The organism is Pseudonocardia sp. EV170527-09 (assembly GCF_008369905.1).
In the GTDB taxonomy this organism is placed as follows: Bacteria; Actinomycetota; Actinomycetes; order Mycobacteriales; family Pseudonocardiaceae; genus Pseudonocardia.
Genome location: NZ_VRMC01000049.1, coordinates 14,418 through 35,163, shown reverse-complemented (window position 1 = coordinate 35,163; position 20,746 = coordinate 14,418). Strand labels below are relative to the sequence as shown.

Sequence of the window (20,746 nt, the reverse complement as noted above, 5' to 3'; positions counted from 1 at the left end):
GCACGGTGGATCGGTTCGACCGGCGGACGGAGGACGAGTACGTCCCCGTCCGCGACCTGCTGGCGACGATCGACTGGTCGGCGACCCCGCTCGGCGCGCGCGACACCTGGGACCGCGAGCTCGAGGACACCATCCGGTTCATCCTGGAGAGCCGCCAGCCGCTCGTCGCGTGGTGGGGACCCGAGCTCGTCGTGTTCTACAACGACGAGTTCGTCCCGCACGCGGGCCTGCACCATCCCGGGGACTTCGGCACACCGCTGCGCGACGCCTGGCCCGCGGCCTTCGGTCATCTCTCGGGGGTGCTGGAGGAGCTGCTCGGCGGCCGGCGTGACGGCATCTACCGCCGCGACGACCGCCTGGTGCTGCAGCGGTGGGGAGTGCCGGAGGCGACGTGGTGGACCTTCTCCGCCACCCCCGTCCGTGGTCCCGACGGCGGCGTCCGGGGCCTGATCGTCTTCACCGCCGAATCCACGGCCCAGGTCGTCGGTGGCCGGCGGATGGCGATCCTGGCCGCGCTCGGCGAGGTGTCCCGTGACGCCCCGACCCTCGACATCGCCGTCGAACGGCTCTGCACGGTCCTGACCGACCTGCCCGACGACGTCGGCTGCGCCGTCGTGACGGCGATCGGCGCCGACCCCGGCCCACTGGCCACCATCCGCATCGACGCGCCGCCCGCGGACTGGCTCCCGGACGGCCTCGACTCCGACCGCGCCACCGACGTCGAGTTCCTCGCCGTCGACCCGGTCGAGGTCCACGGCAACGACGGCGTCCCGGTCACCGACGTCGTGCGGGCCACGGTGTACACCCCCGACGGGTCGACCGGCGTCGCCGTCGTCATCGGGGCGCCACCGCTGCTCCCGCTCGACGACGACCACCGCTCGTTCCTGCGGCTGATCGCGGGCACCATCGGCGGCCTACTGACCGCCGCGCTCGCCCGCGACCGCGAGCGCGACCGGCGCGACGACGCCGGCCTGATCGAGCAGGCCCGCGCCGAGTACTACGCCGGTCTCGGCGACGAGTTCCGCGACCCGCTGACCCTCGTCCTCGGACCGCTGGAGCGGCTGCGCGACCACGACGACGCCGCCGTCCGCGCCCAGGTGGAGCTCGCGCAGCGCAACGCGCAGCGGATGCTCAAGCTCGTCGACGGTCTGCTGGACGTCTCCGCCCTGCAGACCGGCAGGTACGACGGCATGTTCGCGCCGACGGAGATCGGGAAGACCACCGCGGCGCTCGTCGACGCGTTCGCGCCCGTCGTCGAACGGGCGGGGCTGGAGCTGTCGGTGACCTGCCCGCCGCAGGCCCGGCCGGCCTGGGTGGACCGCGACGCCTGGGAGAAGATCGTCCTCAACCTGCTCAGCAACGCGGTCAAGTACACCCGTGAGGGCGGGATCACCGTCGACCTCGCCCAGGAGGGCGAGCAGGTCGTGCTGCGGGTCTCCGACACCGGCGCCGGCATCGAGGAGGGCGAGCTGGACGCGGTGTTCGACCGCTTCCACCGGCCCACCCGGCGGCACGGCCGCAGCGGCGACGGCAGCGGCCTCGGCCTGCCGCTGATCCGCCAGCTGGTCCGCCTGCACGGCGGCACCATCGGCGTGACCAGCGACCCCGGCGCGGGCAGCACGTTCACCGTGCGGCTGCCGCTGGGCTTCGCCCATCTGCCCCCCGAACGCCTCGTCCGGGCCCGGGTCGGGTCCCGATCCGCCCCGCAGCTCGCCGCGCCCTACGTCGCGGAGGCGCTGCGCTGGCTGCCCGACGAGCCCGCCGACGTCCCACCGGTCCTCGCCCGCGGCCGCTCGGTGGACGGGTCGGTCGTCGACGGACTGGAGGTCGACCACCGCGACCGGGTGCTCGTCGTCGACGACGACCGCGAGATGCGTGGCTACCTGCGCGACCTGCTCACCGAACGCTGGACCGTGCGGGTCGTCGCCGACGGCTCGGCCGCGCTGGAGTCCGCCCGCACCGACCCGCCGGACCTGGTCGTCGCGGATGCGGCGCTGCCCGGCAACGGTGGCATCGAGCTCCTGCGGGCGTTGCGGTCGGACCCCCGCACGGTCGGGGTGCCGGTCGTGCTGCTGTCGTCGCGGGCCGGGGAGGAGGCCGCCGTCGAGGGCTTCGCGGCCGGCGCCGACGACTACCTGGTCCGCCCGTTCTCCGCCCGCGAGCTGCTCGCGCGGGTCGCGAACCACCTGCATCTCGGCCGGGTCCGTCGGGCCGCCGAGCTGCAGTTCCGCGCCATGGCCGACTCCACCCCGGCACTGATCTGGGTCGACGACCCCGGCGGGCACCGGCTGTTCGTCAACCGCGGCTGGCTGGACTTCACCGGCGTCGAGGACGCCGCGCAGGAGCTGGGCCACGACTGGCGCCGCCGCATCCACCCCGACGACCGCGAGCGCTACCGCTCGGTGACCTCCGCCGCCGCCCGCGCGCACGCGCCGTTCGAGGTCGAGTACCGGCTCCTGGACCGGGCGGGCCGCTACCGCTGGGTGCTCGACCGGGGCGCTCCGGTCCGCGACGGCGAACGCTCCGCGGGCTACGTCGGCGGCTGTCTCGACATCGACGTCCAGCACCGTGAGCAGCGCAGGCACCGCATCTACTCCGAGGTCGCCGAGTCCCTGGAACGGGAGATCACCCGCACCGGACGCACGGACCAGCTCGTCCGGGCGGTCGTCGAGGACCGGCTCGCCGACATCGCGGTCGTCCACGACGGTGACGCGGTCACCGGAACCGGCACCCTCGCAGTGGCCGCGGAGCGCTCGGCGCTGGAACCCTCGCTGTGGCGGCTCGCCCCACTGGTCCCCGCCGCCGACGACGGACGCCCCGAGATCCTCGACGCCGCCCACCTCGACGAGGTCCTGAGCCGGCTCGCGCCCACACAGCGCCGGGCCTGGACCCGGCTGCGCATGACCTCGGTGATGGTCGTGCCGCTGCCCGCGCGGGGCCGCACCAGCGCCGTGCTGACCGTCGTCCGCACCGAGACCGACGACCCCTACACCGACGACGACCTGGACCTGCTGTCCGAGATCGGCCGCCGGGCCGGGCTGGCCGTCGACAACGCCCGCCTGCTGGAGCAGGAACGCGCCTCGGCCCAGCGCCTGGGCCTGCTGCACCGGGCCACTGCCAAGATGTCGGCCGCCGCGACCCCCGGTGAGGTCGCCGCCATCGCCGCCGACCACATCGTCGACCTGCTCGCCGCCGACCACGCGGGACTCTGGGAGGTCCGGGGCGAGTGGCTGCAGGCGCTCACCGGGCACGGCTGGGACCGCGACATGTGGCAGCGGGCCGCCCGGATCCGGACCGACGCGCCGCTGGCGTTCACCGAGGTCCTGTCCGGGCACGAGCCGTTGTGGTTCACCACCGCGCACGAGTGGGCAACGCGCTACCCCGCGGCCATCGGCATCGCACCGGACCACGCCCAGACCATCGGCTACCTGCCGCTCGTCGCCGGTGGGCGCTCGCTCGGGGTCCTCGCGGTCGCCATGCTGACCGAACGACGGCTGTCCGACGCGGACAAGGAGGCGGCCGTCGCCGTCGCCGAGCTCGCCGCGCAGGCGCTGGACCGGGCCTCGATGCTGGAGGCCGAGACCGAGGCCCGCCGGCTCGCCGAGCGCCTCGGCGCGGTCGCGACCGGGCTGGCCAGGGCCACCGACCTGGAGTCGGTCGCCGAGGTCGTCGTCGAGCACGGCCGGATCTCGATCGGGGCCGAGGCGGTCGCGGTGCTCGTCGTCGACGAGGGCGGCACGCTCTCGCTGCTGCGCGAGTCCGGCTGGCCGGCCGACGGCCCGCCGATGCGCACCCCCGGCCGCGCGCATCCGCTGAGCCGCGCCGTCAGCAGCGGGGAGCCGATCTGGAACGCCGGCGAGGCAGCCGAGGGGGAGGTCCGGCGCTACCCGGTGCAGACCGCGGTGCCGCTGATGGTCGCGGCCCGCCCCATCGGCGTCATCGGGCTGCGGTTCCCGGTCGAGCCGGTGTTCACCCCCGAGCAGCGCAGCTTCGTGCTCACGCTGGCCAACCAGTGCGCGCAGGCGATCGTCCGCGCCCAGCTGCACCAGGCGGAGCACGAGGTCGCGGTCACCCTGCAACGCAGCCTGCTGCCCCAACGCCTGCCCGACATCGAACGGCTGTCGCTGGCCACCCGCTACCGCCCCGGTACCCAGGGCACCGAGGCCGGTGGCGACTGGTTCGACGTCCTGGACCTCGGGGACGATCTGGTGGCGCTCGTCGTCGGCGACGTCGTCGGCCGCGGCCCGGCGGCGGCCGCGGTGATGGGGCAGCTGCGGTCCGCGGTCGCGTCGAACCTGGTCAACGGCCAGCCCCCGGCGCGGGCGCTGGAACAGCTCGACCAGTACGCGCTGCGGGTGCGCGGCGCGATGGCCAGCACCGTGGCCATCGCGACGATCGACACCGGGTCCGGCGAGATGCGCTACGCCAGCGCCGGGCACCCCCCGCCGCTGGTCGCCGGCCCGGACGGGGTGCGGACCCTGTCCGAGGGCCGCGGCGTGCCGCTGGGGATCTCGGGTCGGCCACCGTTCCCCGAGGCCGTGGACCGGATGGAACCCGGCGAGACGATCCTGCTCTGCTCGGACGGGTTGTTCGAACGCCGCGACGAGGTCATCGACGACGGCCTGGCCCGGCTGTCCGCCGCGTTCGACGAGCTGTCCGCCGCGCAGCCCCGCGACATGGCGGACACGCTGCTGCACCGGATGTCCGAGGGGATGGTCATCCCGGACGACACGGTCGTCGTCGTCGCGCGGCTGATGCCGCCGCCGCTGCGGATCGCGATCGAGGCCGACCCGAAACGGCTCGCCCCGCTGCGTCGCGCGGTGGCGGCCTGGGCCGCGCGGTGCGGGATGGGCCCGGACGCGGTCAGCGACCTGCAGCTGACCGTCGGCGAGGCCGTCACCAATTCCATCGAGCACGCCTACCTGCCCGAGGACACCGACGGGCGCGCCGGAGTCGACGTCGACCTGGCGTTGACCGCCGACGGCTCGGTCGCGGTGCGCGTCACCGACGGCGGACGCTGGCGGCCCCCGCCGGCCGACCCCGGCTACCGCGGCCGCGGCATTGCGCTCATCCGCGAGCTCGCCGGGGACGTGCACATCGACGCGTCGGACTCCGGCACCACCGTGCGGTTCCTGCTGCCCGCGATCCCGGTCGAGGTGGGCACCCCGGGCGCGGGTCCGCCGGTGGAGTTCGTCGCCGGGGAGCCCGAACCGGACCGCGACCGGGACGACACCTCGTCCGGCGAGGGTGACGACGGCACCGTCCGGGCCCGACTGCGTGCCGTCCCGGACGCGCACGGCGTGCGGATCGGGATCGTCGGCGACCTCGACCTCGGTGGGGTCTCGGCGATCCGGGCCCCGCTGATGGAGCACGTCGACCGCGGGCTGCCGATCACCCTGAACCTGCCCGGGGAGGCGTTCGTCAGCAGCGCCGGGATGGCCCTGCTGTCGGAGGTCGCGCGCCGGATGCGGGCAGGAGGGGCCGCGCTGACCCTCGTCGCGCCCGCCGGCAGCCAGGCCCGTCGTTCGCTGGTCCTGTCGGGTCTCGACACCGTCATCGGCATGTCCGACGACGACGGCGCCTGACCCGACCTGTCCGGACACCCGCGGGGCCCTCCCGCGGGTCGGACGGCGGGTTGAAGCGGTGCCCGTCGCTGTGATGGCATGCGGGACATGAGTCAGGCAGCGACCCTCGGACCCTTGTGGGGGACCCGTCGCGCCGACCACTTCGACCAGGGCTGTCGCCCGAGCTGAGTCCCTCGACCCTGCTCGCCCCGACCTTCCCCTGGAGCATCACCGTGTCCGCGCCCGCTTCCCTGTCCGCGTCCCGCCCCGCCCGCCTGCGTGTCCCGCACGCGCGGCCCGTCACCGCGCCCACCCCGTACGGCCTCGAGGACCTGCAGGAGCTGACCCGCGAGATCGCCGCCGAGGTGCGCGCCGGGCGGCACGAGGTCGTCGTCGACCCGGACCGCCGCTGGTACCGGCTGCTGCGCAGCGACGGCTTCGTCGACGTCTGGCTGATCAGCTGGGCCACCGAGCAGATCGCGGAGCTGCACGACCACGCCGGCTCGCTCGGCGCGCTGACCGTGGTGTCGGGCTCGCTGACCGAGCGCCGCTGGAGCGGCCCGTCCGGGCTGCGCACCCGCACCCTGCGCCACGGCCGCGGCGCCGGGTTCCCGCTGGGCCACGTGCACGACGTCGCGAACACCGCCGAGGCCCCCGCGGTGAGCGTGCACGCCTACTCGCCGCCGCTGTCGGCGATGTCGTACTACGACGTCGAGGAGGTCGCGGGCACCACCGGGCACCACCGCCTGCGCCGCACCCGCACCGAGCTCGTCGAACCCGGGCAGGGTGTCGGATGAGCCGCACCGTCGCCGACCTGCTCGTCGCCGCCCGCGCCCGGCTCGACCGGCCCACCCCGCAGCGCGCCGCGGAGCTCGCCGCCGCCGGGGCGCACCTGGTCGACACCCGGCCGGGCTGGCAGCGCCGCGAGGAAGGGCAGATCCCGGGTGCGCTGGTGATCGAGCGCAACCACCTGGAGTGGCGGCTCGACCCGACCTCCGACGCCCGCGTCCCCGAGGCCGTCGACCACGACGTCACCTGGGTGCTGTTCTGCTCGGAGGGCTACAGCTCCAGTCTGGCCGCCGCGTCGCTGCAGGACATCGGATTGCACCGGGCGACCGACGTCGACGGCGGTTTTCGCGCCTGGGCCGCGGCCGGACTCCCGGTCGAGCCCGGTCAGGACGGTCCGTCGGACGCCACTCGCCCGCCGGACAGGCGCGCGTCCAGGTAGCCCGCCACCAGCGCGGTCAGCTCGTCGACGACGACCGCACGCGCGAACCCCGGCCGCTCCAGCACGTAGCCGGTGGTCAGGTGCTCGACGGTCCGCACGACCGTCCACGCCGCGGCCCGCGCCGCGTCGGTGTCCCCGGCCCCGCGGGTCAGCAGCACCGTCGTGACCAGGTCGTCGATCCGGCCGGCGAACGCGGCGCGGCGCCCGCCGGGGGAACGCGGCAGCTGCTCGACGATCACCCGCAGCAGGTCCGGCTCCTCGCCGAACGTGTCGAGCAGCGCGTCCAGCGTCGCGCGCACCGCTGTGGCGGTCCCGGCGTCCGGCCCGGCCGTGGCGACCGAGTCGAGGAACGCGCGTGAGACGCGAGCCTCCATCGCGTCGAGGTAGCGGTCCAGCACCTCGGTGAGCACCGCGTCCTTGTCCGGGAAGTACTGGTAGAGCGACCCGGGCGACACCCCGGCGACGGCCGCGATCCGCTCCACCATCGTCCGGGATCGCTCCTGGCGCGGCTCGCGCCGCCGGGCCCGGCGGGCGGTCACCGGGTGTCCCGGAACGCGCGTTGAAAGCGAGCATTTGCTCGTGTCAGCATTCGTCCATGCTGGCAGAGCCGCCCGTCGCCCCGCGACGCTTCCGCAGTGCGCCCGAACGCGCGGCGCGCATCGCCCGTCCGCTCGGCCTGGTCGCCGGGGTCCGCGACCCCGACCCGGCACTGCTGGCCGAGATCGGCCGCCGGATGCTCACCCGCGACGAGACCGGCGCCGCGCTGGCCCGCGCGATGGGGCGCGACCGCGACGACCCGCAGCAGGTGACCATGCGCGCCCTGCACACCGCGCTCGCCGCGGGTGCCGCACCGGTCGACGCGCCGCCCGCGCTGCGGGACTTCTTCGCCGCCGTCACAGCGGACCCGGACTGGCTCGACCGGGACCTGCTCGAACGCGGCGCACGCGCCTACCGCAGGCTCGGCCGCAGCCGCGACGACGTGCTGCTCGGCCTGTCACTGATCGGCGGCTACCGCTACGGCGGCCCCACCGAGCTGCTCGTCCGCACCGGCGGGCTCACCGGCGCCGGTGCGATGCGACGCCTCGGCGAGACCCAGGCGTGGGCGTTCGCCGTCAGCCGTCCCGGCGGCATGGAGCCGGGCGGGGAGGGCTGGGTGGCCACGCTGCACGTGCGTGCGATGCACGCGCTCGTCGCGGAGCGGTTCGAACGCGGCGACCGCTACGACGTCGACACCCACGGTCTGCCGATCAACCAGTCCGACGCCGCGGCGACGCTCGGACTGTTCAACAGCACCGCGATCCTCGGCTGCCGCCTGCTCGGGCGGCACGTCCCGCGCGCCGACGGCGCCGCGATCATGCACCTGTGGCGCTACGTCGGGTGGCTCATCGGCGTCGACGACGACTGGCTGTTCGACACCGAGCGCGAGCAGAACGCGTTCAACCACCACATCGTGCTGGCCCAGGGCGAGGTCACCCCGGCAGGCCCGCAGCTCGCGGGCGCCCTGGTCGAGGGGCTGCGCAGCGAGCGGACCGGCGGCCGGGTCGACCGGCTCCGCGGCGCCTGGGAGCGGCGACGGCTGCTGTCGCTGCTGCGGGTGTTTCTGCGCGCCGAGGGCCTGCGCGACCTGGACCTGCCGGTGACCGCGCCGTGGATGTGGCCGTCGCAGGTGCTGCGCAACCTGGTCGAGTCGCTGCTCGTCGCGCGGACGGCCCGGGGGCGGCGGTGGCTGGAGCGGCTCTCGGACCGCCGCGTCGAGGCCGACCTCGCCCGCCGGTTCGGCCGCGAGAAGCCCGGCCCGCGCGACCTGCCCGCCTGACCTGCGCCCGCCGGGATCAGGTGAACGCGCTGATCCCGGTCACGTCGCGGCCCACGATGAGGGTCTGGATCGTCTCGGTGCCCTCGAAGGTGTGGATGGCCTCGATGTCGGCCCAGTGCCGTACGACGTGGTGCTCCAGCAGGATGCCGTTGCCGCCGAGCAGGTCCCGCGCCTCGGAGAGGATCTTGCGGGCGGTCCGGGTGTTGTGCATCTTCGCCAGCCCCGCGACGGTCGGGGACAGCTTCCCCGCCTCGGCCAGGCGCGCGGACTGCATGCAGTAGAGCTGCATGCCGGTCAGGTCGGCGAGCATCGCGACGAGCCGCTGCTGCACGATCTGGAAGCTCGCCAGCGGCTTGCCGAACTGCTCGCGTTCCAGGGCGTAGCGCAGGGCGGCGTCGTAGCCGGCGGTCGCGTGGCCCAGCGCCATCCAGGCGCAGGTGCCCCGGGTGGTCGCCAGCACCGCGGCGCAGTCGGCGAACGTCCGCGCCCGTGCCAGCCGGTTCTCCTCCGGCACCCGGACCCCGTCCAGCTCGATGTCGGCCTGCCAGAGCGCCCGCAGCGACACCTTCCCCGGGATGACGGTGGCCCGGTATCCCTCGGCCGGGGTCTCGACGACGAACCCGAGCACCTCGCCGGAGTCGGTGTCGCGCGCCCACACGACCACCAGGTCCGCGACGCTGCCGTTGCCGATCCAGCGCTTGGACCCGCGCAGCACCCAGTGGTCGCCGTCGCGGGTCGCGGTGGTCTCCAGCGCGACCGAGTCCGAGCCGTGCATCGGCTCGGTCAGCGCGAACGCGCCGAGAGAGTCCATGGTCGACATCGACGGCAGCCAACGCTGCTTCTGCTCCTCCGAGCCGCACATCGCGATCGCCTTCATCGCCAGGCCCGCGTGCACCCCGAGGAACGTGCCGAGCGAGCCGTCGCCGCGGTGCAGCTCCATGTGCACGAGGCCGAGCGCGAGCGGGCTCATCCCGGCCGCCCCGTAGCCCTGGATGTCCTCGCCGACGACCCCGAGCTCCGGCAACCGCCGGAACAGGTGCCAGGGCAGCTCGGCGCGCTCCCAGTAGTCGTTGATGTCGGGGAGGACCTCGGAGTCGACGAACGTGCGGGTGTCGGCGAAGCGCTGCCACTGCTCGTCGGTGAACTGGTCGCGCACCGAGAAGAAGTCGGTGCCCAGGGCCTCGCCCAGCTCGGTGTACGGGGTGGTCGGTGCGGTCATGATCGCGGGCCCCTCGCCGTCGACGGAGACCTGATCCTCACACCGATCCGCCGACCCCGCCGGATCCGTGCGGTGGCGAACGAATCCGGCTCCGGTGCGGGCGCCGGCCCGCACCGGTCATCCGGCCCGGACCGGCCCGAACGCCTCCAGGGCCACGTCCTGCCAGCGCTCCCACTCCGCGATCTGTGCCAGGTACTGCGCTCGGACGGCCTCGAACGACCGGCCGAAGAACACCCGCAGAGGCGGGTCCTCGGCGTCGACGACGGCGAGCAGCGCGGGGACCGTCGCCTCCGGGTCCCCGACGTCGAAGGTCCCCGCGGAGTCCCGGACGTGGTCGTAGTCCGGCAGCGGCGCGCTGTGCCGGGTGGCGTCGAGCCACCCCGTCGCGTACGGGCCTGGCTCGACGTTCGTGACGCGGATCCCGAGCTCGCGGACCTCGCCTGCGAGGGACTGCGTAAGCCCCTCCACCGCCCACTTCGACGCGTGGTACGCGCCGATCCCGGGGAACGCGCGGACGCCACCCTCGCTCGTCACGGTGACGAGATGTCCGCTGCGCTGGCGGCGGAGGACGGGCAGGGCGGCTTGCAGCACCCACAGTGCGCCGAAGAAGTTGGTCTCCATCTGCGCACGGATCTCGTCCTCTCTCAGCTCCTCGACGGCACCGAAGTGCCCGTACCCCGCGTTGTTCACGACGACGTCGAGCCGCCCGAAGTGCTCGACGGTCCGGCGGACGGCGTCGGCCACCGCCCGGCGGTCGGTGACGTCGAGGGAGAGCGGGAGCACCGCGTCGCCGTGGGCGGCGACGAGACCGTCGAGCGTGCGCACGTCCCGCGCCGTGGCGGCGACCCGGTCACCGCGCCGCAGCGCGGCCTCGGCCCACAGCCTCCCGAAGCCCCGCGACGCGCCGGTCAGGAACCACACCTTGTCGTTCGTCATGGCTCCAGCGTGCGTCGTACCGGCACATGCGACAAGCGAGACCTGTGCACGACAGGTATGAGAAGGACGCATACCATGGGGCCATGGCCGAGCTGACCGTCGCCGGGTTGCGGACCGTGTTCGAGGTCGCCCGGCAGGGCTCGTTCAGCGGCGCGGCGACCGTGCTCGGCTACACGCAGTCCGCGGTGTCCCGGCAGGTCGCGGCCACGGAGGCCGCCGCGGGCTCGGAGCTGTTCGAGCGGTTGCCGCGCGGGGTGCGGCCGACGGCCGCCGGTGAGGTCGTCGTCCGGCGGGCGGGCCGGGTGCTCGCCGAGCTCGACGGCGCGCTCGAGGAGGTCGCCGGAGTGCGCGACCGCTTCGCCGGGAGTCTCGTGGCATCGGGGTTCCCGACGGCGACGGCGGTGCTGCTGCCGAGGGCCGTCGCCAGGACGCGTGCCCGGCACTCGGGCCTGCGGGTCGCCCTGCAGGAGGCGGCGAGCCCGGTCCAGGTGCGACGGTTGCGTGCCGGACAGGTGGAGGTGGCGGTGGTCGCGGTGGGCGACGGGCTCCCCGCGCCGGACCTCGACGGCCTGCGTGCCGAGACGCTGCACGTCCCCCGTGGCTCGGGAGTCGCCGTCGGCCGGACGCATCGGCTCGCCGACCGGGACGTGCTCGACGTGGAGGACCTGGTCGGCGAGACCTGGGTGGCCGGAGCGGGCCCGGCCGGCGAGCCGCAGTTCGGCGCGTGGCCGGGCCTGTCCGAGCCGCACATCGGCTACGAGGCGCGCCACTGGGCGACCCGGTTCGGGCTGGTCGCCGCCGGGCTGGCCGTCACCGTGGTGCCCGGCCTCGCCGCGGACTCGGTGCCGCGCGACGTGCGCTGGATCCCGGTGCGCAACCCGGTCGTACCGGACCGTGCGCTGCTCGCGGTCACCGCCGGCGCGCCGTCGGGCGCCGCCTCGGCTCTCGTGCGGGCGATCCGGGAGGAGGCGGCGGCACTGGGTGCGCCTGCTACTCCTTGACCAGGCAGAACGGGTGCCCGATCGGGTCGAGGAACACCCGGAAGCTCGCCGGCGCGGGCTGGACGTCGTGCTTGCGCGCCCCGATCGCCAGCACCGCGGCCTCCCCGGCGTCGAGGTCGGGCACGACGAAGTCGACGTGCCCGCGCTGCGGGCGCACCTGCCCGGGCCACTCGGGCGGGGTGAACTCCCCCTCGGAGATCTGCTGGAACGCCAGCGTGGCGCCCGCCCCACCCGGGTCGAGCTCGACCCAGTCCGGGTCGGTGTCGGTGGGGCCGATCACCGGCCAGCCGGTGATCGCCGAGTAGAACCGGGCGAGCTCCATCGGGTCCGGGCAGTCGAGTGCGAAGAGACGGAACATGGCGATCGGTGCATCGGTCATGGTCGCAGTGTGCCCGCGACCCCCGACGGTCACAGCTCGTCGATCGCCCGCTCGATCCGCCGCACCGACACCGGGTGCCGGGTCTTCATCGGGTGGGCGTAGAGCGAGATGCGCAGCTCCTCGACCATCCAGCCGATCTCCCGCAGCGCCGGCGACGGCTCGGTGCCCTCGGGCAACGCGGCGAGCAGCCCGCGGTACTCGGCCTCGACCGGGGCGATCTCGGCGGTCCACCTGGCGTCGCGGGCGGGGTCGGCGCGCAGCTTCTCCAGCCGCAGCTCGCAGCCCTGCAGGTAGCGCTTCACGTCGCCGAGCCGGGTCGCCCCGGCGGCGGTGACGAAGCCCGGCGCGGTCAGCCGGCCCACGACCGCCGTCACGTCGGCGACGCCGTCGCGGGTGGCCGGGCCGCGCAGGTCCGCCAGCGCCGCACCCACCCGGTGCCACACCTCCAGTACGCCGCGGACGGCGTCGAGGACCTGCAGCGTCGTCGACGGCATCCGCATCCGCAGCAGCTCCGCGAGCCGCGCGTACTGCGCCTCGTCGAACGGGTCGCCGCCGCCACGGACCATCAGGTGGTCGGCGGCGGCGGTGGTGCAGTCGTCGAGCAGGGCGTCGAGCGAGCCGTGCGGGTTGCGCGACAGCGCCAGCCGTGCCCGGTTGTCCAGACCCCGCTGCACCTGTTTGCCCGGGTGGGTGCTGTTCAGGAGCAGGAGCCGCCGGGCGCCGCGGTGGTGGGCGGGGTCGCGCTCGGACGCCGTCGCGTACACCCGGACGTCGGCGCTCGTGCCGCGGTCGCGCAGGCCCGGGTAACCGGTGACCGTGTGCGCGCCGCGCCGGATCGGCAGCTCGCGGGGGAGCTCGCCGATCGTCCACGACGTCAGCCCGGTCGCCTCGACATCGCTGCCCGCGGCGGCCAGCTCCTCCCGCACCTTCGGGGCGAGGGCGCGGCGCAGCCGGTCCAGGTCGGTGTCGCGGGCCAGCTCGGCACCGGACTCGTCGAGCACCCGGAACGTCACCGTGAGGTGCTCGGGCAGCCGCTCCAGCTCCCAGTCCTCGCGCCGGATGTGCACGTCGCGCATCCGGCCGAGCTCGTCCTCCAGGACGTCCAGCAGCGGACGTCGCCCGGTCTCGCCGCGCAACCGGGCCAGCACCGCCTTCGCGTGGTCCGGGGCGGGGGAGAAGTTGCGGCGCAGGTTCCGCGGCAGCGTCCGGATCAACGCGGTGACGAGCTCCTCGCGCAGCCCCGGCACCTGCCAGGTGAACGGCGTCGGGTCGACCTGGTTCAGCGCCGCCACCGGCACGTCGACGGTCACGCCGTCCTCGTGGTGGCCCGGCTCGAAGGCGTAGGACAGCGGCAGCGTCAGCCCGCCCGCCTCGACGTGGTCGGGGTAGTGGTCGCGGTCGACCTGCTTCGCGGCCTCGGTCGCGAGCATCTCCTCGGTGTAGGTCAGCCGGTCCGGGGACCGCGTCGACTCCCGCTTCCACCAGCGGTCGAAGTGCGCCCCGGAGACGACGTCGGCGGGGACCCGCTCGTCGTAGAAGGCGAACAGGGTGTCCTCGTCGACGACGAGGTCGCGCCGGCGCGCCCGGTGCTCCAGCTCCTCGACGCTGTCGAGCAGCTCCCGGTTGGCGTGGAAGAACGGGTGCCGGGTGTCCCAGTCGCCCTCGACGAGAGCGTGGCGCAGGAACAGGTCGCGGCTCACCTCGGCGTCGATCCGGCCGTAGGCGACAGTGCGGTCGGCGACCAGCGGCAGCCCGTGCAGGGTGACCCGCTCGGTCGCGACGGCGCTCCCGCGCTTGCGTGACCAGCGCGGTTCCGAATACGTCTTCTTGACGAGATGTTCGGCGAGCGGCTCGATCCAGTCCGGCTGCACCGGTGCGACGGTCCGCGCCCACAATCTCGTCGTCTCGACGAGTTCGGCGGCCATCACCCAGCGCGGTGGCTTGCGCGCCAGCCCCGAGCCGGGCCAGATCGCGAACTTCGCGCCGCGGGCACCCAGGTAGTCCTTGGGGCCCCTGCGCTCCTTCCTGCCGGCTGTGCCCTTCTCCGCGCCCTTCCCTGTGTTCTTCTCGGAGAGCGGGTCCTGCATGCCGACCTGCGACAGCAGACCGGCGAGGACGGACTGGTGGATCCGGTCGGCGTGCCGCGGCCACTCGGGGTCGTGGTCGTTGACCTCCATTCCGGAGCTGCGTGCGGCCTGCCGGAGCTGGCCGTGCAGGTCCCACCATTCGCGCACGCGCAGGTAGTGGAGGAAGTCCTCGCGCAGCTCGCGCCGGAACCGGCTGCCCGACAGCTCGTCGCGGCGCTGCTGCAGGTGGTCCCACAGCCGCAGGAACGCGAGGAAGTCCGAGCCGTCCTCGGCGAAGCGGCGGTGCCGCTCGTCGGCGGCCTGGCGCTGCTCGGTCGGCCGCTCGCGCGGGTCCTGCACGCTCAGGGCGGCGGCGATGACCAGCACCTCGCGCAGGCAGCCGTTGCGGTGCGCCTCGACGAGCATCCGGCCCAGCCGGGGGTCCACCGGCAGCCGCGCCAGCGACTGCCCGACGGCGGTCAGCGAGCGCCGGTCCGGCCGCAGCGCGCCGAGCTCGTGCAGTAGGTCCAGACCGTCGGCGACGGCGCGCCGGTCCGGCGGCTCGACGAACGGGAACTCCGAGATCTCGCCCAGGTCCAGGGCGATCATCTGCAGCACGACCGACGCCAGGTTGGTCCGCAGGATCTCCGGGTCGGTGAACTCGGGGCGGGCGTCGAAGTCGTCCTCGGCGTACAGCCGGATCGCGATGCCGTCCGAGGTGCGGCCGCAGCGACCGGAGCGCTGGTTCGCCGAGGCCTGGGAGATCTTCTCGATCGGCAGCCGCTGCACCTTGAGGCGGCGCGAGTAGCGCGAGATGCGCGCGGTCCCGGTGTCGACGACGTAGCGGACGCCGGGGACGGTCAGCGAGGTCTCGGCGACGTTGGTGGCCAGCACGACCCGGTTGCCGGCGTGCGGCGCCCACACGCGCTGCTGCTCGGCCGTCGACAGGCGGGCGTAGAGCGGCAGGATCTCGGTGTTCCGCAGGTTGCGCCGCTCCAGGGCCTCGGTGGCCTCCCGGATCTCGCGCTCGCCGGGGAGGAACACCAGCACGTCGCCGGGGCCCTCGCGCTGCAGCTCGACGACGGCGTCGCCGATCGCGTCGTCCAGCTGCCGGTCGGGATCGGCGTCCGGGTCGTCGGGGTCGACGACGGGCCGGTACCGCACCTCCACCGGGAACGTGCGCCCGGAGACCTCGACGATCGGCGCGGGCGTCGGCTCGCCGCTCTCCGAGGCCGCGCCGAAGTGCCGGGCGAAGCGCTCCGGGTCGATCGTCGCGGAGGTGATGACGACCTTGAGGTCGGGACGGCGGGGGAGCAGCCGGGTCAGGTACCCGAGGATGAAGTCGATGTTGAGGCTGCGCTCGTGCGCCTCGTCGATGATCAGCGTGTCGTAGGCCAGCAGGTCCTTGTCCCCGGCCAGCTCGGCCAGCAGGATGCCGTCGGTCATCAGCTTGACCATGGTCGAGTCGCCGACGGCGTCGGTGAACCGGACCTTCCAGCCGACCGCCCCGCCGAGCTCGACGCCCAGCTCCTCGGCGATCCGGGTGGCGACGGTGCGCGCGGCGAGCCGCCGCGGCTGGGTGTGCCCGATCATCCCGTGCACACCGCGGCCCAGCTCGAGACAGATCTTCGGCAGCTGCGTCGTCTTCCCGGAGCCGGTCTCCCCGGCGACGATCACGACCTGGTTGTCGCGGATCGCGTCGGCGATCTCCTCGCGGCGCGCGGAGACCGGCAGCGTCGCGGGGTAGGAGATCCGCGGCAACGCGGCGCGCCGGCGTGCGATGCGGTGCTCGGCCTTCGCGACGGCGTCGGCGACCCGCTGCTGGGCGCGCCCGTCGCGGGCCCGGTCCAGCCTGCCGCGCAGGCGCTCGGCCTCGGCCGGGCCGATGGAGTCGAGACGCTCGCGCAGGGCGGTGAGCTCGGCGTCGTCGAGCGGGGGGAGCGGCGGCTCGGCGTCGCGGCCCCCGCCGGTGCGGCGACGCGGCCGGCCGGCGTCGGTCTCTGCGGCCGGGATGGGGCCCGAGGGGGCCGGGCCGTCGCGGTCGGGGCCGCGACGGCCGGGCTGGTCGGGGCCGGGCGCCGTGACGGCAGCGCGCCGACCCCGAGGCCCGCGGCGGCGCTGCGTCGATGCACGGCGGCGCTGCTGATCGCGGGCCGGGACGCCGCGCGCGGCGCCCTCCGTCCCGGGGGCGGCCTGCGCTGCGGCGAGGTCCGTTGAGGTGGTCTCGTGTGGAGGTGTGTCCTGCGGGGTGCCGGAGTTCCCGCCGCGCGGCTGGTGCTCGCCCCGGGCGCCGGGTCGGCGGCGGGGTCGGCGCGGTCGGTCGTGCGACGACGGCTGTGCGGAGGTCGGAGACGGGACGGGTTCGCTGGACATCGTTCGTTCAGTCTGCCTGCTCGCCCGGGACCGGGCGTGCGCCGACCATGGTGACCGGCCTCGCAGGCGTCGTCGAATGGATTTCGAGAAGGGGAGGTATGGGGTCCGAACCGGACGCCGGTCGCCTCGCGGCGAGTGGCGCATCGTGGCTCCAGCCGAACGGAACTCCACGGTGGCGGTTATCTATTGCGGCCCGGGGACTCGGTTCGCCCGGCTCGGACAGTCGGTGCAACGGGCGGGGGTCGCGGTTCATTCCCGCCCCGGGTGAGGAATCCCGGATGACTCCCCGTCCCCGTCGGGCTCCGCTGCGGCGAGCCGGGCCAGCAGGTCGCGCAGCCGGGTCCGGTCGGCCCCGTCGAGCGGGGCGAGGAACTCGGCGGCCAGCGCGCGGGCCTCGGTCGCGGCCCCGGTGGCCAGGCGTTCACCCTCGTCGGTGAGGTGGACCAGCCGACGTCGCTGGTCGGTCTCGGACCGGGTGCGGGTCAGCCAGCCGTTGCGCTCCATCCGGCGCAGCAGCTCGGTGGTGGTGCCCTTGTCGGTCGCCGCGAGCGACCCGAGCGTGACCTGGTCGATCCCGGGCCGTCGGCGCAGCGCGTCGAGCATCGCGTACTGCGGCTTGGTCAGCTGCGGGACGCGTTGCTGCCAGGCCGCGGTGTGGGACTGCAGGACCCGGCGGAGCAGGTGCACGACCGCCTCGTCGGCACCCGGGTTACGCTCGATCATGCGACAAGTATAGTTCGTATTCAAACAGTTAGTATACGAACTAGTTGGGAGGTGGCCCGGTGCGACTCGTCGTGGGGATCACCGGCGCGACCGGCGCGATCCTCGGGATCCGTCTGCTGGAGGCGCTGCGCGAGGCCGAGGTCGACACGCATCTCGTGCTCTCCAGGTGGGCGCGGGCGACGATCGTCGAGGAGACCGGCTGGACGGTGCCCGAGGTCGAGGCGCTGGCCGGGACCGCGCATCCGTTCGGGGACCAGGCCGCGTCGATCTCGTCCGGCTCGTTCCGGACCGACGGGATGGTCGTCGTCCCCTGCTCGATGAAGACGCTCGCGCAGATCCGGCACGGGATCGCCGACGGGCTCGTCGCCCGCGCCGCCGACGTCACGATCAAGGAGGACCGGAAGCTGGTCCTCGTGCCGCGGGAGACCCCGCTGTCGGAGATCCACCTCGAGAACATGCTGGCCCTGCGCCGCACCGGGGTGCGGATCGTCCCGCCGATGCCCGCCTTCTACAACCACCCGGCCGGGCTGGACGACGTCGTCGACCACGTCGTCGCACGCATCTGCGACCAGTTCGACCTGCCCGCCCCGCGGGCCCGCCGCTGGACCGGCGGGTCCGCCCGTCAGAGGAGGAGCGCCTGATGGACACCTTCCGCGACTACCTGGCCGAGCTCGAGCGGCACGGCCAGCTCCTGCGCATCGACGACGAGGTGAAGGCCGAGCCCGACCTCGGTGCCGCCGGTGCCGCCGCACCGAAGCTCGGCGACCGAGCCCCTGCGCTGCTGTTCACCGACGTCGCCGGGTTCCGCGACCCGAACATCGTGCTCAACGCGCACGGCTCCTGGGCCAACCACGCCGTCGCGCTCGGGTTGCCGCCGGAGACCCCGGTGCGTGAGCAGGTCGAGGAGTTCGGCCGTCGCTGGGACGCCTTCCCGGTGCCGGTCGAGCGGCGCGCCGACCCGCCGTTCGCGGAGAACACCGTCGCCGGCGAGGCGGTCGACCTGTTCGCGCTGCTGCCGCTGTTCCGCATCAACGCCGGCGACGGCGGCTTCTACATCGACAAGGCCGCCGTCGTCAGCCGCGACCCCGACGACCCGGACTCCTTCGGCAAGCAGAACCTGGGCATCTACCGGATGGAGGTCCAGGGACCGCGCACGCTCGGGCTGCAGCCCGTCCCGCAGCACGACATCGCGCTGCAGCTGCGGCGCGCCGAGGAGCGCGGCGAGGACCTGCCGGTCGCGATCGCGCTCGGCAACGAGCCGACGATCCCGCTGGTCGCGGGCATGCCGATCGCCTACGCCGACAGCGAGTACGAGATGGCGGGCGCCCTGCGCCGCTCGCCCTGCCCGATCGCCACCGGCCCGGAGACCGGGCTCGACGTCCCGTGGGGCTGCGAGATCCTGCTGGAGGGCGTCGTCCTCGGGCGCGAGCGGCACTTCGAGGGCCCGTTCGGCGAGTTCACCGGGCACTACTCCGGCGGCCGGCGCATGCCGCAGATCCGCATCGACCGGGTGTCCCACCGGACCACGCCCTACTTCGAGCACCTCTACATCGGCATGCCGTGGACCGAGTGCGACTACCTCATCGGGCCCAACACCTGCGTCCCGTTGCTCAAGCAGCTGCAGGCCGAGTTCCCCGAGGTGCGCGCGGTCAACGCGATGTACACCCACGGGCTGCTCGCGATCGTCTCGGTCCGCAACCGCTACGGGGGCTTCGCCAAGGCCGTCGGGATGCGGACCATGACCACCCCGCACGGCCTCGGCTACTGCAAGGTCGTGATCTGCGTCGACGACACCGTGGACCCGTTCGACCTGCCCCAGGTCATGTGGGCGCTGTCGACCAAGATGCACCCCGCGCACGACCTGGTGACCCTGCCCGACATGCCGGTGCTGCCGCTGGACCCGGGTTCCGACCCGGCCGGCATCACCCACAAGCTGATCATCGACGCCACCACGCCGACCGCCCCGGACGACCGCGGGCACTACTCCCAGCGCGTCGTGCCGCCCGACGACACCGCGGCCTGGGTCGAGCGTCTGGGCCGGCTCGTCGCCGGCGACCGGAAGGAGAACCGCTGATGACCTGCCCCCGCTGTTCCACCGACGGCGCCGCCGTGCTCGCGACCTCCCCGGTCCTCGGGGTGTGGACCGTGCACCGCTGCGGGCTGTGCGGCTTCGTCTGGCGCGACACCGAGCCGCCTGCGGTCCGCGACGTCGCGCACTATCCGGACCGGTTCCGGGTCACCGCCGACGACGTGGCCGCCGCGGTCGACGTGCCGACCGTGCCGGCGCGCCGGACGTGACCCCGACGCTGATGTGGGAGGCCCGCGCCGCCGACGGCCGCCGCGACGAGCTCCTCGACCACGTGCGCGAGCGGGCCGCCGTCGCGCTGGCCGGTGCCGAGCGCCACGAGCTGTTCGTCGCCGACGGCGGGCGGGTCGTCGTGATCGCGGTCGGGGTGCCGGCCGGGACGACGCTGCCCGAGCCGCCCGGCGAGCTGCTGGCCCGGCCGCCGCACTCCTGGGGCTTCGACCGGGTCGACCCCTGACCGGCCCTCAGCCGGCCGTGAGGGCTGCGAGCACCCCGTCCGTCCACGGCGTCCACGCCTCGATAGCCCACGGCCCGAAGTCCCGGTCGGTCAGGACGACGGCCGCGGCGCCCGCGTCCGGGTCGACCCACAGGAACGTGCCGGACTGCCCGAAGTGCCCGAACGTCCGTGGCGACGAGTGCTCCCCGGTCCAGTGCGGGGACTTGCCGTCGCGGATCTCCAGGCCCAGGCCCCAGTCGTTCGGTCGCTGGCGGCCGTAGCCCGGCAGCAGCCCGTCGAGACCGGGGTACGCGACAGTGGTCGCCTCGGCGACGGTCCGCGGGTCCAGCAGCCGCGGGGCCTGCAGCTCGGCGGCGAAGCGTGTCAGGTCCTCGACGGTCGAGACGGCGCCGGAGCCGGCGGCCCCCTCCAGCCGGGTGTGCCCCATCCCGAGCGGTGTGCAGACGGCCTCGTGCAGGTACTCGGCGAACCCGATGCCGGTCGCGGCCGCGATGGCGTCGGCGAGCACGGCGAAACCGGTGTTGGAGTAGATCCGCTTCTCCCCGGGGGCGGCCTTGACCTCGTCGGTGTCGAAGGCCAGGCCCGAGGTGTGCGCGATCAGGTGCCGCACCGTCGCACCCTCCGGGCCGGCCGCGTCGTCCCAGTCGACGGCACCCTCCTCGACCGCGACGAGCGCCGCGTAGGCCGAGAGCAGCTTGGTCACCGACGCCAGCGCGAACTCGCGGTCGACGTCGCCCGCGGTGGCGAGCACCGTGCCGTCCGCGGCGACGACGGCGGCGCCCACGTGGTCGACCGGCCAGTCCAGGACCCGGCGCACCGCCGGGGCGAGCTCGGTCACGACTCGAGGTGCGGTCGGGTACGCATGACGTCCATCCTGGCAAACGGGCGGCCGTCCAGT

General features: G+C 74.4%; 16 protein-coding genes. 9 read left to right on the top strand and 7 right to left on the bottom strand.

Features of this window, described 5'->3' with window-relative positions; genetic code table 11:
• The first annotated feature begins 5 nt into the window (after positions 1-5).
• The 3 genes from FVA95_RS16575 (at position 6) to FVA95_RS16565 (ending at position 6,792) form a co-directional block, all read left to right on the top strand.
• The gene (locus FVA95_RS16575; RefSeq protein ID WP_149665023.1) at positions 6-5,585 is read left to right on the top strand and encodes a SpoIIE family protein phosphatase; all 5,580 of its coding nucleotides are present in this window, start codon (positions 6-8) and stop codon (positions 5,583-5,585) included.
• Between the two features lie 212 nt (positions 5,586-5,797).
• Positions 5,798-6,361, top strand: a complete 564-nt coding sequence (locus FVA95_RS16570) for a cysteine dioxygenase family protein (protein ID WP_193564368.1) — start codon at positions 5,798-5,800, stop codon at positions 6,359-6,361.
• Positions 6,358-6,792: a rhodanese-like domain-containing protein gene (locus FVA95_RS16565; RefSeq protein ID WP_020626310.1), complete on the top strand. Its 435-nt coding sequence runs from the start codon at positions 6,358-6,360 to the stop codon at positions 6,790-6,792. The genes FVA95_RS16570 and FVA95_RS16565 overlap by 4 nt, the downstream gene beginning before the upstream one ends.
• Here the strand turns inward: FVA95_RS16565 and FVA95_RS16560 are convergent.
• A complete protein-coding gene (locus FVA95_RS16560; RefSeq protein WP_205015879.1) occupies positions 6,738-7,331 on the bottom strand; it encodes a TetR/AcrR family transcriptional regulator in 594 nt (197 codons plus the stop codon). The two genes, FVA95_RS16565 and FVA95_RS16560, sit on opposite strands and share 55 nt — an antisense overlap.
• A gap of 56 nt (positions 7,332-7,387) precedes the next feature.
• Between FVA95_RS16560 and FVA95_RS16555 the strand changes: the two genes are divergently transcribed.
• Positions 7,388-8,608 carry an oxygenase MpaB family protein gene (locus FVA95_RS16555; RefSeq protein ID WP_149665022.1) on the top strand — a complete coding sequence of 407 codons (1,221 nt, stop codon included), beginning with the start codon at positions 7,388-7,390 and terminating at the stop codon, positions 8,606-8,608.
• A 16-nt stretch (positions 8,609-8,624) separates the two neighbouring features.
• Here the strand turns inward: FVA95_RS16555 and FVA95_RS16550 are convergent, their stop codons facing one another.
• The gene (locus tag FVA95_RS16550; RefSeq protein ID WP_075308701.1) at positions 8,625-9,827 is read right to left on the bottom strand and encodes an acyl-CoA dehydrogenase family protein; all 1,203 of its coding nucleotides are present in this window, start codon (positions 9,825-9,827) and stop codon (positions 8,625-8,627) included.
• 117 nt (positions 9,828-9,944) lie between these two features.
• Positions 9,945-10,763: an SDR family NAD(P)-dependent oxidoreductase gene (locus tag FVA95_RS16545; protein ID WP_149665021.1), complete on the bottom strand. Its 819-nt coding sequence runs from the start codon at positions 10,761-10,763 to the stop codon at positions 9,945-9,947.
• Between the two features lie 83 nt (positions 10,764-10,846).
• Between FVA95_RS16545 and FVA95_RS16540 the strand changes: the two genes are divergently transcribed.
• Complete coding sequence (locus FVA95_RS16540; protein WP_149665020.1) at positions 10,847-11,764, top strand: LysR family transcriptional regulator; 918 nt, start codon at positions 10,847-10,849, stop codon at positions 11,762-11,764.
• On the opposite strand, the gene FVA95_RS16535 is transcribed toward FVA95_RS16540, so the two are convergent.
• The 3 genes from FVA95_RS16535 to FVA95_RS16525 form a co-directional block, all read right to left on the bottom strand.
• Positions 11,754-12,143 carry a VOC family protein gene (locus FVA95_RS16535; protein ID WP_149665019.1) on the bottom strand — a complete coding sequence of 130 codons (390 nt, stop codon included), beginning with the start codon at positions 12,141-12,143 and terminating at the stop codon, positions 11,754-11,756. The genes FVA95_RS16540 and FVA95_RS16535 overlap by 11 nt on opposite strands.
• 29 nt (positions 12,144-12,172) lie before the next feature.
• Positions 12,173-16,582, bottom strand: coding sequence for an ATP-dependent RNA helicase HrpA (hrpA, locus tag FVA95_RS16530; protein WP_167306423.1), 4,410 nt, complete (start codon positions 16,580-16,582; stop codon positions 12,173-12,175).
• A 249-nt stretch (positions 16,583-16,831) separates the two neighbouring features.
• Positions 16,832-17,305, bottom strand: a complete 474-nt coding sequence (locus tag FVA95_RS16525) for a MarR family winged helix-turn-helix transcriptional regulator (protein ID WP_149665018.1) — start codon at positions 17,303-17,305, stop codon at positions 16,832-16,834.
• Between the two features lie 59 nt (positions 17,306-17,364).
• Here FVA95_RS16525 and FVA95_RS16520 point away from each other — a divergent pair, with 59 nt between their 5' ends.
• Genes FVA95_RS16520 through FVA95_RS16505 form a run of 4 tightly spaced genes read left to right on the top strand, consistent with a single transcriptional unit; the run spans position 17,365 to position 19,848 of the window.
• Complete coding sequence (locus FVA95_RS16520) at positions 17,365-17,946, top strand: UbiX family flavin prenyltransferase (RefSeq protein ID WP_020622621.1); 582 nt, start codon at positions 17,365-17,367, stop codon at positions 17,944-17,946.
• Positions 17,946-19,379, top strand: a complete 1,434-nt coding sequence (locus FVA95_RS16515; protein WP_149665017.1) for a non-oxidative hydroxyarylic acid decarboxylases subunit C — start codon at positions 17,946-17,948, stop codon at positions 19,377-19,379. The genes FVA95_RS16520 and FVA95_RS16515 overlap by 1 nt, the downstream gene beginning before the upstream one ends.
• Positions 19,379-19,603 (top strand): non-oxidative hydroxyarylic acid decarboxylases subunit D, encoded by a 225-nt coding sequence (locus FVA95_RS16510; protein WP_149665016.1) that lies wholly within the window; start codon positions 19,379-19,381, stop codon positions 19,601-19,603. Before FVA95_RS16515 ends, FVA95_RS16510 begins: the two co-directional genes overlap by 1 nt.
• Positions 19,600-19,848: a hypothetical protein gene (locus FVA95_RS16505; protein ID WP_149665015.1), complete on the top strand. Its 249-nt coding sequence runs from the start codon at positions 19,600-19,602 to the stop codon at positions 19,846-19,848. Before FVA95_RS16510 ends, FVA95_RS16505 begins: the two co-directional genes overlap by 4 nt.
• A 7-nt stretch (positions 19,849-19,855) precedes the next feature.
• On the opposite strand, the gene FVA95_RS16500 is transcribed toward FVA95_RS16505, so the two are convergent.
• Positions 19,856-20,686 carry a serine hydrolase gene (locus FVA95_RS16500; RefSeq protein WP_149665014.1) on the bottom strand — a complete coding sequence of 277 codons (831 nt, stop codon included), beginning with the start codon at positions 20,684-20,686 and terminating at the stop codon, positions 19,856-19,858.
• Positions 20,687-20,746: the final 60 nt, after the last annotated feature.

Bases quoted from the DNA above. Each gene is read 5' to 3' on its own strand.
- FVA95_RS16565 (WP_020626310.1), top strand. From the start codon at position 6,358: ATGAGCCGCACCGTCGCCGACCTGCTCGTCGCCGCCCGCGCCCGGCTC.
- FVA95_RS16555 (WP_149665022.1), top strand. From the start codon at position 7,388: ATGCTGGCAGAGCCGCCCGTCGCCCCGCGACGCTTCCGCAGTGCGCCC.
- FVA95_RS16550 (WP_075308701.1), bottom strand. From the start codon at position 9,827: ATGACCGCACCGACCACCCCGTACACCGAGCTGGGCGAGGCCCTGGGC.
- FVA95_RS16545 (WP_149665021.1), bottom strand. From the start codon at position 10,763: ATGACGAACGACAAGGTGTGGTTCCTGACCGGCGCGTCGCGGGGCTTC.
- FVA95_RS16540 (WP_149665020.1), top strand. From the start codon at position 10,847: ATGGCCGAGCTGACCGTCGCCGGGTTGCGGACCGTGTTCGAGGTCGCC.
- FVA95_RS16535 (WP_149665019.1), bottom strand. From the start codon at position 12,143: ATGACCGATGCACCGATCGCCATGTTCCGTCTCTTCGCACTCGACTGC.
- hrpA (WP_167306423.1), bottom strand. From the start codon at position 16,582: ATGTCCAGCGAACCCGTCCCGTCTCCGACCTCCGCACAGCCGTCGTCG.
- FVA95_RS16525 (WP_149665018.1), bottom strand. From the start codon at position 17,305: ATGATCGAGCGTAACCCGGGTGCCGACGAGGCGGTCGTGCACCTGCTC.
- FVA95_RS16515 (WP_149665017.1), top strand. From the start codon at position 17,946: ATGGACACCTTCCGCGACTACCTGGCCGAGCTCGAGCGGCACGGCCAG.
- FVA95_RS16510 (WP_149665016.1), top strand. From the start codon at position 19,379: ATGACCTGCCCCCGCTGTTCCACCGACGGCGCCGCCGTGCTCGCGACC.